Here is a 12,462-nt window from a genome sequence, read left to right on the forward strand (position 1 = left end):
CGGCACGCCAACGGGCGGTAACCCGGGGGCGGTCCGCAGCGCGGCTGCCTATCCTTGGCGACGACATGCAGAATCCAGCCGTACCCGCCGCACCCGAGACCGCCCGCGACCTGCACCGCCGCCTCGACGCCCTGATGTTCCGCGACCAGCGCCGCCTGCAGCGGCGGCTCGACGGCGTGCGGAGGCTGCGGGACCCGCAACGGCGGGACGCGGCGCTGGCCGAGATCGCGACCGAGGTGGCCCGCGCCGAGGCGCGCCTGGCGGCCCGGCGGGCCGCGGTGCCGACCGTCACCTACCCGGCGCAGCTGCCGGTCAGCGAGCGCAAGGACGACATCGCCGCGGCGATCCGCGACCACCAGGTGGTGATCGTGGCCGGCGAGACCGGCTCCGGCAAGACCACCCAGCTACCCAAGATCTGCCTGGAGCTGGGCCGCGGCGTCACCGGTCTGATCGGGCACACCCAGCCCCGGCGGCTGGCCGCCCGCACGGTCGCCGACCGGATCGCCGAGGAACTCGGCACCGAACTGGGCGGCGTGGTCGGCTACAAGGTGCGCTTCAGCGACCAGGTGGGCGACACCAGCCTGGTCAAGCTGATGACCGACGGCATCCTGCTGGCCGAGCTGCAGACCGACCGGATGCTGCGGCAGTACGACACGTTGATCATCGACGAGGCGCACGAGCGTAGCCTGAACATCGACTTCATCCTCGGCTACCTGCGACAGCTGCTCCCCCGCCGGCCCGACCTCAAGGTGATCATCACCTCGGCGACCATCGAGACCGACCGGTTCGCGAAGCACTTCGCCGACGCCGAGGGCAACCCGGCCCCGGTGGTCGAGGTCTCCGGCCGCACCTACCCGGTGGAGGTCCGCTACCGGCCGTTGGTCGAGGTGACCGAGGGCGAGGCGGAGGACGAGGCCGACGAGGAGAACGTCCGGGACCAGATCCAGGCGATCGGCGACGCGGTCGAGGAACTGGCCGCCGAGGGCCCCGGCGACATCCTGGTCTTCCTCAGCGGCGAGCGGGAGATCCGGGACACCGCCGACGCGCTGGGCAAGCTGGTGCAGAACAAGCGGTCGCTGCTCGGCACCGAGATCCTGCCGCTCTATGCCCGGCTCTCCAGCGCCGAGCAGCACCGGGTCTTCGCCGCGCACAGCAACCGCCGGGTGGTGCTCGCCACCAACGTCGCGGAGACCTCGCTGACCGTGCCCGGCATCAAGTACGTGGTGGACCCGGGCACCGCCCGCATCTCCCGCTACTCCAGCCGGCTCAAGGTGCAGCGGCTGCCGATCGAGCCGGTCTCCCAGGCCAGCGCCAACCAGCGCAAGGGCCGCTGCGGGCGCACCTCGGACGGCATCTGCGTCCGGCTCTACGACGAGGCGGACTTCGACTCCCGGCCGGAGTTCACCGACCCGGAGATCCTGCGCACCAACCTGGCCTCGGTCATCCTCCAGATGACGGCGATCGGGCTCGGCGACGTCGCCGCGTTCCCGTTCATCGACCCGCCGGACCGGCGCAACGTCACCGACGGCGTCAACCTGCTGCACGAGCTGGGCGCGCTCGACCCGGCCGAGACCGACCCGGCGAAGCGACTCACCGCGCTGGGCCGGCGGCTGGCCCAGCTCCCGGTCGACCCCCGGCTGGCCCGGATGGTCCTCGAAGGCGAGCGCAACGGCTGCGCCACCGAGGTGGTGGTGATCGCCGCGGCGCTCTCCATCCAGGACCCGCGCGAACGCCCGGCCGACAGGCAGGCGCAGGCCGACCAGGCGCACGCCCGGTTCGCCGACAAGGAGTCGGACTTCGTCGCGTTCCTCAATCTCTGGCGGCACCTGCGGGAGAAGCAGCGGGAGCTGTCCTCCAGCGCGTTCCGCCGGATGTGCAAGGCCGAACACCTCAACTACCTCCGGGTACGCGAGTGGCAGGACATCGTCAGCCAGTTGCGCCAGGTGCTGCGTACCTCCGACAAGGGTGAGGGCCGGCGCGGCGCCGGCGCCGACCTGCCGGAGGAGATCGACACCCCGAAGGTGCACCAGTCCCTGCTGCCCGGCCTGCTGTCGCACCTCGGCCTCAAGGACGCGCAGAAGCACGAATACCTGGGCGCGCGGGGCGCGAAGTTCGTGATCTTCCCCGGTTCGGCGCTGTTCCGGAAGCCGCCGCGCTGGGTGATGGCGGCCGAGCTGGTGGAGACGTCGCGGCTGTTCGGCCGGGTCGCCGGGCGGGTCGAGCCGGAGTGGGTCGAGCCGCTGGCCCAGCACCTGGTCAAGCGCAGCTACAGCGAGCCGCACTGGGAGAAGAAGCAGGCCGCGGTGATGGCCTACGAGAAGGTGACGCTCTACGGCATCCCGCTGGTCACGTCCCGAAAGGTCAACTTCGGGCGGATCGACCCGGCGCTGAGCCGGGAGCTGTTCATCAGGCACGCCCTGGTGGAGGGCGACTGGCAGACCCACCACCAGTTCTGGCGCGACAACCAGAAGCTCCTGACCGAGGTCGAGGAGCTGGAGAACCGCGTCCGGCGGCGCGACATCCTGGTCGACGACGAGACCATCTTCGCCTTCTACGACCAGCGGATCCCCGCCGACGTGGTCTCCGGCCGGCACTTCGACACCTGGTGGAAGAAGACCCGCCGGGAGCAGCCGGACCTGCTCACCTTCACCCGCGAGCTGCTGGTCAACGCCGGCCGCGGCGGCGTGACCGAGGAGGACTACCCGGACGAGTGGCGGGCCGACGGCGTCACGCTCCCGCTGACCTACACGTTCGACCCGACCGCGCCCACCGACGGCGTCACCGTGGACATCCCGCTGCCACTGCTCAACCAGGTGCCGGCGGAGAGCTTCGACTGGCAGGTGCCGGGGCTGCGCGAGGACCTGGTCATCGCGCTGATCCGGTCGCTGCCCAAGCCCTTCCGGCGCAACTTCGTCCCGGTGCCCGACTACGCGCGCGCGGCACTGGCCGCGATCACGCCGGGCGAGGAGCCGCTGCTGGCCGCGCTGACCCGGCAGCTGCGGCGGATGACCGGCGTGACCGTGCCGCCGGACGCGTGGGAGCCGGGCAAGCTGCCGCCGCACCTGCGGGTCACCTTCCGGGTGCTCGGCGACGACGACAAGCCGGTCGCCGAGGGCAAGGACCTGCCGGCGCTGCAACGCGAGCTGCGCCAGGAGGTACGCCAGGTCGTCGCCGCCGCCGCGCCGGACGTGGCCCGCAGCGGGCTGACCGGCTGGTCGATCGGCACGCTGCCGCGCACCATCGAGCAGGTCCGGGCCGGCTTCGCGGTGACCGCCTACCCGGCGCTGGTGGACGAGGGCGCCACCGTCGGGGTGAAGGTGTTCGACTCCGCCGCCGAGCAGGAGGCCGCGCACTGGGCGGGCACCCGTCGGCTGCTCCGGCTGACCCTGCCGTCACCGGCGAAGTTCCTCCAGGGCCGGCTGAGCAACGAGGCGAAGCTCGCGCTGTCGCGAAACCCGCACGGCGGGGTGCCGGCGCTTATCGAGGACGCCACCGGCGCCGCCATCGACAAACTGATGGCGGACGCGGGCGGCCCGGCCTGGGACGCCGACGGGTTCGCGGCGCTACGGGAGCGGGTCCGCGCCGACCTGGTCGACACCGTGGTCGAGGTGATGGGCCGGGTGCGGCAGGTCCTCGCTGCCGCGTACGCGGTGGAGCAGCGACTCGGCGCGACCCGGGACCTGGCCGTGGTGGCCGCCCTGGCCGACGTCCGAGCCCAACTCGGTGGCCTGGTGCACGCCGGCTTCGTCACCGAGGCCGGCTACGCCCGCCTGCCCGACCTGCTGCGCTACCTGACCGCGATCGAGCGCCGGCTGGACCGGTTGCCCGGCAACCCGCAGCGCGACAAACAGCAACAGGACCGGATCGCCGTGGTGCAGAAGGAATACCAGGACATGCTCGCGGCGCTGCCCCCGGCCCGACGCGCGGCACCGGCGGCCCGGCAGATCCGCTGGATGATCGAGGAACTGCGGGTGAATGTCTTCGCCCAGGCCCTCGGCACCCCCTACCCGGTCTCCGAACAGCGCATCTACCGCGCCATGGACGACGCCGAGGGCCGCTGACCGGGTCGTCCGGCGACGCTGTCAGGTGGTGACGCGGGTGACGAAGGCGGTGAGGTGCGACACGGTGCGGTCGATCTTCTCGTCCAGGGTCAGCGACTCGGGGAGGCGCGCGCCGGGGCCGGCGTCCTTGCGGCCCCGCACGTAGAGGGAGCAGGCCAGGTCGTCGCAGAGGTAGATGCCGACCGAGTTGCCCTGCTGCCCGGCCTTGCCCGCCTTGCGCGCGACCATCAGGCTGACGCCGCCGGCCGGGTTGGTCAGGCATACCGAGCACATGTTGCGGCGTTGCTGACCGGGCCCGGGGCTGGGGCGGCGTAGCGCGAGGCCGGTCGGGCGGCCGTCCAGGACGGCGACGAGGTAGGCCCGGTCGGGCGCCTGCGGATCACGCCAGCCGAGGAAGTCGAGGTCGTCCCAGGGGCGGGCGCCGAGGTCGCGCGGGACGTGCATGCGCTTCGCCTCGCCCTTGGTGCAGTTGACGAAGGCGGCACGGATCTGGGGTTCGGTCAACGGGGTCATAGTGCCGAGGGTAATTTGCCTAAAGGTATTAGGCAAAGGCATAATGGGATTAGGTGAGAGGAGACTCATGACCCGTGCGGGACTCAACCGGGAACGCCTGATCCAGGCCGGGGCCGAGCTGGCCGACGAGGTGGGCTTCGACCAGGTGACCGTCTCGGCGCTGGCCAGGCGGTTCGGCGTCACGGTCGCCAGCCTCTACTCCCACGTGCGCAACTCCCAGGATCTGCGGACCGGGATCGCGCTGCTCGCGCTCGGCGAACTCGCCGACCGGGCCGCCGACGCGCTCGCCGGACGGGCCGGCAAGGAGGCGTTGACCGCCTTCGCCGACGTCTACCGCGACTACGCCCACCGGCACCCGGGCCGCTGGACCGCCGCCCAGCTGCGGCTCGATCCGCAGACCGCCGCCGGCAGCGCCGGCTTCCGGCACTCGGCGATGATGCGGGCGATCCTGCGCGGCTACCACCTGCCCGAGCCGGACCAGACGCACGCCGTCCGGCTGCTCGGCAGCGTCTTCCAGGGTTTCGTCGGCCTGGAGCTGGGGGGCGGGTTCGACCACAGCCCGCCGGCACCGCCGGAGAGCTGGGAGCGGGTCCTGGACGCCGTCGACGCCCTGCTGCGCAACTGGCCCACGGCCGACGCGACCTAGGCAAGCGGCTCCACGCCGGCCGGGAGCTGGTCGGCGGCGGTGGCGTCGTGCACGTACTCCAGGAGGATGCGGCGCAGCTCCCGGCCGGCGTGGGTGGGGACCACGTCGCGGCGGCGGGCCACCGCGATGGTCCGGCGCACGCCGGGCGGGACCAGGCGGGTGACCCGGATGCCCGGGCGGCGGGCCACCACGATGCCGGGCACCAGCGCGACGCCGAGACCGGCCTCGACGAAGCTGAGCACGGCGTCCATCTCCCCGCCGTCCACCGACAGGCTCGGCTCGAAGCCGGCCGCCCGGCACGCCTGGAGGGTGGCGTCGCGCAGGTCGTAGCCCTCCCGGAACATCACCAGCGGCTGGTCGCGCAGGTCGGTGATGCGCAGCTCGCCGTCGGCGGAGGCGCCCGGCAGCGGGTCCACCGAGGCGACCACCAGGCTCTCGCGCAGGATCGGGTCGACGCGCAGCCCGGGGTCGGCGCCCCCGGACGGCATGATGACCAGCGCCAGGTCGAGGTCGCCGCGGAGCAGGTCGCGGACCAGGTCCTGGGAGCCGCCCTCCTCGACCCGCAGGTCGACGGTGGGATGCGCGTCGCGGAACCGGCGCAGCACCGGCGGCGCGAGCGAGGTGGCCAGGCTGGGCGTGGCCCCGAGCCGGACCCGCCCGCGGCGCAGCCCGACCAGCTCCTGCACCTCACGGGTCGCGGTGTCCACGTCGGCGAGGATCCGTTTGGCCAGCGGCAGCAGCACCTCGCCGGCCGCGGTGAGTGCGATGTTGCCCCTTACCCGCTCGAAGAGCGGGGCCCCGAGGTCGGCCTCCAGCGCGTGAATTTGCTTACTCAACGAGGGCTGGGTTATGCCGACGACATCGGCCGCCTGGGTGAAATGTCGTACTTCTGCGACCGCGACGAAGTACCGGAGCTGATGGAGCTGCATCTCTATAGCCTACGGCTATCAAGACTGTGATTTCGATGCATTGGACGCCTGATCGAAGTGCTCCTAGCGTCGGTCATGTGGTAATCACGAAAACTCGGTCGCCCATCCGCTCGAACGTCGGCCTCAAGGCCGTCATGGCGGCGACGGGCATCCTTCTGGTGCTGTTCCTGATCGTGCACATGCTCGGGAACCTGAAGATCTTCACGGGCGAGACCTCGTTCGACCATTACGCGCACTGGCTCCGGGACCTCGGCACGCCACTGCTGCCGACCACCTGGTACCTGTGGATCCAGCGAACCGTGCTCACCGTGGCGGTGCTGGCCCACATCGGCGCGGCCACCGTGCTGGCCGTGCGCGCCCGGGCCGCCCGCCCGGTGGCGTACGCGCACCGCCGGAAGATCCACGTGAACTACGCGGCCCGCACCATGCGCTGGGGTGGTGTGATCATCCTGCTGTTCGTGATCTACCACATCCTGGATCTGACCACCGGTCACCTCAACCCGCAGGGCGACGCGGCCAACCCGTACGGCAACGTGGTCGCCGACTTCGCCCCGGGGCGCTGGTACGTCACCCTCTTCTACACGCTCGCCATCGTGACCCTCGGCTTCCACCTACGGCACGGCGCCTTCAGCGCGTTCCGCAGCCTCGGCCAGCAGACGCCGAAGGGTGAGCGCCGGGCCCGTGCCGCCGCGCTCGTCTTCGCCGTCGTGCTCTGCGCCGGCTACCTGGTGGTCCCGTTCGCCGTACTGACCGGATTGGTGGCCTGACATGGATCTGTACACCGAGGGCGACCCGATCGCCGACACCCGGGCCCCGGACGGCCCCGTCGAGACCCGATGGGACCGCCACCGCTTCGACATGAAGCTGGTCAACCCGGCCAACCGCCGGAAGCTGACGGTGATCGTGGTCGGCACCGGCCTGGCCGGCGGCTCCGCCGCGGCGACGCTGGGCGAGCAGGGCTACCACGTGAAGTCCTACTGCTACCAGGACAGCCCGCGCCGGGCCCACTCGATCGCCGCGCAGGGCGGCATCAACGCCGCCAAGAACTACCGCAACGACGGCGACTCGGTGCACCGGCTCTTCTACGACACGGTCAAGGGCGGTGACTTCCGGTCCCGGGAGTCGAACGTGCACCGGCTGGCCGAGGTCTCGGTCAACATCATCGACCAGTGCGTCGCCCAGGGCGTCCCGTTCGCCCGCGAGTACGGCGGCCTGCTCGACACCCGCTCCTTCGGCGGCGCCCAGGTGCAGCGCACCTTCTACGCCCGGGGCCAGACGGGTCAGCAGCTGCTGCTCGGCGCGTACCAGGCGCTGGAGCGGCAGATCGGCCTGGGCAACGTGGAGATGAACGCCCGCCACGAGATGCTGGAACTGGTGGTCGTCGACGGCCGGGCCCGCGGCATCGTGGTCCGCGACATGGTCACCGGCGAGATCAGCACCGAGATGGCCGACGCGGTGGTGCTCGCCTCCGGCGGCTACGGCAACGTCTTCTACCTCTCCACCAACGCCAAGGGCTGCAACGTCACCGCGTCCTGGCGGGCGCACCGCAAGGGCGCGTACTTCGCCAACCCCTGCTACACCCAGATCCACCCGACCTGCATCCCGGTCTCCGGCGACCACCAGTCGAAGCTGACCCTGATGAGCGAGTCGCTGCGGAACGACGGCCGGGTGTGGGTGCCGAAGGTCAAGGGCGACGACCGCAGCCCTCGCGACATTCCCGAGGACGAGCGGGACTACTACCTGGAGCGGATCTACCCCTCCTTCGGCAACCTGGTCCCGCGCGACATCGCCTCCCGCGCGGCGAAGAACGTGTGCGACGAGGGGCGCGGCGTCGGCCCGACCGGCCTCGGCGTCTACCTGGACTTCGCCGACGCCATCGGCCGTCTCGGCCGCAAGGCCATCGAGGCCAAGTACGGCAACCTCTTCGAGATGTACGAGCGGATCACCGGCGAGGACCCGTACGAGGTGCCGATGCGGATCTACCCCGCCGTGCACTACACGATGGGCGGCCTCTGGGTCGACTACGACCTCCAGTCGACCATCCCGGGCCTGTTCGTGATCGGTGAGGCCAACTTCTCCGACCACGGCGCGAACCGGCTCGGCGCCTCGGCGCTGATGCAGGGCCTGGCCGACGGCTACTTCGTGCTGCCGAGCACGCTGGCGAACTACCTGGCCGCCAACCCGCTGGAGAAGGTCGAGGCCAGCCACCCGGAGGCGGTCGCGGCGCGCACCGAGGTCGAGGAGCGGCTGCGCCGGCTGCTCGCGATCAACGGCGACCGCACGGTGGACTCGTTCCACCGGGAGCTGGGCCAGATCATGTGGGAGCACTGCGGCATGGAGCGCTCCGAGGCCGGGCTGCGCAAGGCGATCGACGAGATCCGCGCCCTGCGTGAGCAGTTCTGGCAGCGGGCCCGCGTCCCCGGTGACGGCGAGGGGCTCAACCAGTCGCTGGAGAAGGCCGGCCGGGTGGCCGACTTCTTCGAGCTGGCCGAGCTCATGTGCATCGACGCGCTGCACCGCGAGGAGTCCTGCGGCGGCCACTTCCGGGCCGAGCACCAGACCCCGGACGGCGAGGCGGAGCGCGACGACGACCGGTTCGCCTACGTCGCCGCATGGGAGTACGCCGCCGACGCCGGCACCCCGGTGCTGCACAAGGAAGACCTCGTTTTCGAATACGTCCACCCCTCGCAGCGGAGCTACAAGTGAACCTGACCCTGCGCATCTGGCGGCAGACCGGCCCCGAGGACAAGGGTCGGATGGTGACCTACCCGGTGCCGGACGTGTCCCCGGACATGTCCTTCCTGGAGATGCTCGACGTTCTGAACGAGCGGCTGATCCTCGACGGCGAGGAGCCGGTCGCCTTCGACCACGACTGCCGCGAGGGCATCTGCGGCGCGTGCAGCCTGATGATCAACGGTGAGGCGCACGGCCCGCAGCGTGGCACCACCGCCTGCCAGCTGCACATGCGGCAGTTCTCCGACGGCGAGACGATCGACATCGAGCCCTGGCGGGCCCGCGCCTTCCCGGTCGTCAAGGACCTGGTGGTGAACCGGAACGCCTTCGACAAGATCATCGCCGCCGGCGGCTACGTCACCGCGCCGACCGGCAGCGCCCCGGAGGCGCACTCCACCCCGGTGGCCAAGGAGGACGCGGACGCCGCCTTCTCCGCGGCCGCCTGCATCGGCTGCGGCGCCTGCGTGGCGGCCTGCCCGAACGGCTCCGGCATGCTGTTCACCGCCGCCAAGGTCACCCAGCTCTCGCTGCTCCCCCAGGGGCAGCCCGAGCGCTACACCCGGGTGATCGGCATGGTGGACGCGCACGACGAGGCCGGCTTCGGCGGCTGCACCAACATCGGCGAGTGCACCTCGGCCTGCCCGAAGGGCATCCCGCTGAACACCATCGGCCGGCTCAACCGCGACTACCTCAAGGCGACGACGAAGCGCGCCGGCACCCCCGGCTCCTGACCTTCGCCGTCGGATCCACCCGACCGCCGCGCCCCGCAAGCCAGGGTCGCGGCGGTCGGCCCGTTTCCGGGGTACGCAGCCCCCACCCGGCTCCCGGCTCCCGGCTCCCGGCTCCCGGCTCCCGGCTCCCGGCTCCCGGCTCCCGGCTCCCGGCTCCCGGCTCCCGGCTCCCGGCTCCCGGCTCCCGGCTCCCGGCTCCCGGCTCCCGGCTCCCGGCTCCCGGCTCCCGGCTCCCGGCTCCCGGCTCCCGGCTCCCGGCTCCCGGCTCCCGGCTCCCGGCTCCCGGCTCCCGGCTCCCGGCTCCCGGCTCCCGAGATCTTGGAAGCTCATGGCCCCTCCAGGGGCCGATTCCTTCCAAGATCTCCGCGTGCCGCGAACAGCGGTCAATCTGGTGCACCCACACCGGGTGACGACGCGTCCGTCCGCTACAAGCTTGATGACGAGAACGGCTCAGCCTCGGGGCCGGTTACGCCGCCGACACGGCGCGGCTAGCCGAGGGCTGAACCACATTCGTCATCAAGTTTCCCGGCACTCTCCAGGCACCCGCCGGGCCGGCCCGCACCAGCGCGCCGGGCCCGCGCGGGATGGCTGCGAGGCGGCGGCGATGGGTGACGGCGGGCGCCGCCGGTTCAAGTGACTTCTCGCGGGTAGCAGTCCCATGGACGGCACCGAGGGAGGACATTCAGGCATGAAGGCACTGACCTGGCAAGGCAAGCGTGACGTCCGGGTCGAGGACGTCCCGGATCCCCGGATCGAGGAGCCGACCGACGCGATCGTCCGGATCACCTCGACCGCCATCTGCGGCTCCGACCTGCACCTGTACGAGGTGCTCGGGCCGTACCTGAAGCCCGGCGACGTGCTCGGGCACGAGCCGATGGGCATCGTCGAGGAGGTCGGGTCGGGGGTGACCCGGCTCAAGAAGGGCGACCGGGTGGTCGTCCCGTTCAACATCTCCTGCGGGCACTGCTGGATGTGCGAGCGGCAGCTCTACGCGCAGTGCGAGACCACGCAGGTCACCGCCGAGGGCAAGGGCGCGTCGCTGTTCGGCTACACCTCGCTCTACGGCTCGGTTCCGGGCGGCCAGGCCGAGTACCTGCGCGTCCCACAGGCCCAGTTCGGGCCGATCAAGATCCCGCAGACCGGAGCGGACGAGCGCTGGCTCTACCTCTCCGACATCCTGCCCACCGCCTGGCAGGCGGTGAAGTACGCGGACACCCCGCCCGGCGGCACGCTCGCCGTGTTCGGGCTCGGCCCGGTCGGGCAGTTCTGCGCCCGGATCGGCCGGCACCTCGGCGCCGGCCGGGTGATCGGTCTGGACCTGGTGCCGGAGCGTCTGGAGATGGCCCGCCGGCACGGCATCGAGGTGCTCGACGTGAGCCAGCTCGACGACGTGCCCGGCGCGCTCATCGACCTGGTGGACGGGCGCGGCCCGGACGCCGTGATCGACGCGGTCGGCATGGAGGCGCACGGCGCGCCGGTCGGCAAGATCGCCCAGGCCGCCGCGGGTCTGCTCCCGGACAAGCTGGCCCAGCCGATGATCGACGCGGCCGGCGTGGACCGGCTGGTGGTGCTGCATGCCGCGCTCAAGGCGGTCCGGCGTGGCGGCACCGTGTCGATCTCCGGGGTGTACGGCGGCGAGCAGGACCCGATGCCGCTGATGGAGATGTTCGACCGGGGCATCCAGCTGCGGATGGGGCAGTGCCACGTGCGGCGCTGGGTCGACGAGATCATCCCGCTGCTGGAGGGCGACGACGACCCGCTGGGCGTCGAGGACCTGCGGACCCACCGGCTGCCGCTGGCGCAGGCGCCGCAGGCGTACGAAATGTTCCAGAAGAAGGAGGACGGCTGCGTCAAGGTCGTGCTCGCACCGTGACCCGGACGGTGGTCGTCACCGGCGCGACCAGCGGGATCGGCCGGGCGGCGGCCCGGGAGTTCGCGGGCCGCGGGGACCGGCTGGTCCTCGCGGCCCGCTCCCCCGAGACGCTGGCCCAGGTGCGCCGGGAGTGCGCCGACGCCGGCGCGGCGGACGTCCGCACCGTGCCCACCGACGTCACCGCGCCGGACGCCCTGGACGCGCTGGCGGCCGTCGCGGTCGCCGAGTTCGGCGGGCTCGACGTCTGGGTGCACACCGCGGCGGTGATGGCGTACGGGCGCTTCGAGGAGATCCCGGCGGAGGTCTTCGACCAGGTGGTGCGCACCGACCTGCTGGCCGCCGCCGGGGTCGCGCGGGTGGCGCTGCGGCGCTTCCGGGCAGCCGGCGGCGGCACGCTCATCCTCACCGGATCGGTGCTGGGCCACATCACCGCGCCCTACATGAGCGGATACGTGACCAGCAAGTGGGGGCTGCACGGCCTGGCGCGGGCGTTGCAGCAGGAGTCGCGGGACCTGCGCGGGGTGCACGTCTGCCTGGTCACGCCCGGCAGCGTGGACACCCCGGTCTACCAGCAGGCGGCGAACTACCTCGGAAGGATCGGCCGGCCGCCGCTGCCGATCACCACCCCGGAGCGGGTGGCCCGGGCCATCGCGCACTGCGCCGACAAGCCCCGCCGGGAGATCTCGGTGGGGCGGGTCAACCTCGTCATGCGGGTCGGCTTCACCGCGCTACCGGCGGTCTACGACGTGCTGGTGGGGCCGTTGATGCGGGCCGGCGGGTTGACGAACCGGCCGACGCCGCCGAACCCGGGGGTCGTGTTCGAGCCGAACCCGGCCGGCGAGGCGGTGCGGGGCGGGTGGCTGCCCGACCTGGTCGGGCTGGCCCGGTCGATCGGCGACTCGGCGGGCTCGACCCTGCGACGCGGGCTTCGACGATCGCTCCCGGCGGCCCGATCCGGGTCGGCCGGGAAGTGACC

At 72.1% G+C, this 12,462-nt stretch carries 9 protein-coding genes; 7 read left to right on the forward strand and 2 right to left on the reverse strand.

Going from position 1 to position 12,462, the window contains the following annotated elements; all coding sequences use genetic code 11:
* Positions 1 to 65: 65 nt before the first annotated feature.
* Positions 66 to 4,061 carry an ATP-dependent RNA helicase HrpA gene (hrpA, locus tag O7598_RS19290; protein ID WP_269692716.1) on the forward strand — a complete coding sequence of 1,332 codons (3,996 nt, stop codon included), beginning with the start codon at positions 66 to 68 and terminating at the stop codon, positions 4,059 to 4,061.
* A gap of 21 nt (positions 4,062 to 4,082) precedes the next feature.
* Here hrpA and O7598_RS19295 read toward each other — a convergent pair whose 3' ends face one another.
* Positions 4,083 to 4,574, reverse strand: coding sequence for an FBP domain-containing protein (locus O7598_RS19295; protein WP_269692717.1), 492 nt, complete (start codon positions 4,572 to 4,574; stop codon positions 4,083 to 4,085).
* 67 nt (positions 4,575 to 4,641) lie between these two features.
* On the opposite strand from O7598_RS19295, the gene O7598_RS19300 reads away from it, so the two are divergent.
* Positions 4,642 to 5,220, forward strand: a complete 579-nt coding sequence (locus O7598_RS19300) for a TetR/AcrR family transcriptional regulator (protein WP_269692718.1) — start codon at positions 4,642 to 4,644, stop codon at positions 5,218 to 5,220.
* Here the strand turns inward: O7598_RS19300 and O7598_RS19305 are convergent.
* Positions 5,217 to 6,155: a LysR family transcriptional regulator gene (locus O7598_RS19305; protein WP_269694910.1), complete on the reverse strand. Its 939-nt coding sequence runs from the start codon at positions 6,153 to 6,155 to the stop codon at positions 5,217 to 5,219. The two genes, O7598_RS19300 and O7598_RS19305, sit on opposite strands and share 4 nt — an antisense overlap.
* Before the next feature lie 29 nt (positions 6,156 to 6,184).
* Here O7598_RS19305 and O7598_RS19310 point away from each other — a divergent pair, with 29 nt between their 5' ends.
* The 5 genes from O7598_RS19310 (at position 6,185) to O7598_RS19330 (ending at position 12,460) form a co-directional block, all read left to right on the forward strand.
* Positions 6,185 to 6,916, forward strand: coding sequence for a succinate dehydrogenase cytochrome b subunit (locus O7598_RS19310; RefSeq protein ID WP_269692719.1), 732 nt, complete (start codon positions 6,185 to 6,187; stop codon positions 6,914 to 6,916).
* 1 nt (position 6,917) lies between these two features.
* Positions 6,918 to 8,855 (forward strand): fumarate reductase/succinate dehydrogenase flavoprotein subunit, encoded by a 1,938-nt coding sequence (locus O7598_RS19315; RefSeq protein ID WP_269692720.1) that lies wholly within the window; start codon positions 6,918 to 6,920, stop codon positions 8,853 to 8,855.
* Positions 8,852 to 9,613: a succinate dehydrogenase/fumarate reductase iron-sulfur subunit gene (locus tag O7598_RS19320; RefSeq protein ID WP_269692721.1), complete on the forward strand. Its 762-nt coding sequence runs from the start codon at positions 8,852 to 8,854 to the stop codon at positions 9,611 to 9,613. The genes O7598_RS19315 and O7598_RS19320 overlap by 4 nt, the downstream gene beginning before the upstream one ends.
* A gap of 688 nt (positions 9,614 to 10,301) precedes the next feature.
* On the forward strand, positions 10,302 to 11,486 hold the full coding sequence (locus tag O7598_RS19325; protein ID WP_269692722.1) for a zinc-dependent alcohol dehydrogenase: 1,185 nt from the start codon (positions 10,302 to 10,304) through the stop codon (positions 11,484 to 11,486).
* Entirely contained in the window at positions 11,483 to 12,460 is a 978-nt protein-coding gene (locus O7598_RS19330) for an SDR family NAD(P)-dependent oxidoreductase (RefSeq protein ID WP_269692723.1), read from the forward strand. The genes O7598_RS19325 and O7598_RS19330 overlap by 4 nt, the downstream gene beginning before the upstream one ends.
* Positions 12,461 to 12,462: the final 2 nt, after the last annotated feature.

Source organism: Micromonospora sp. WMMC241 (assembly GCF_027460165.1).
In the GTDB taxonomy this organism is placed as follows: Bacteria; Actinomycetota; Actinomycetes; order Mycobacteriales; family Micromonosporaceae; genus Micromonospora; species Micromonospora humi.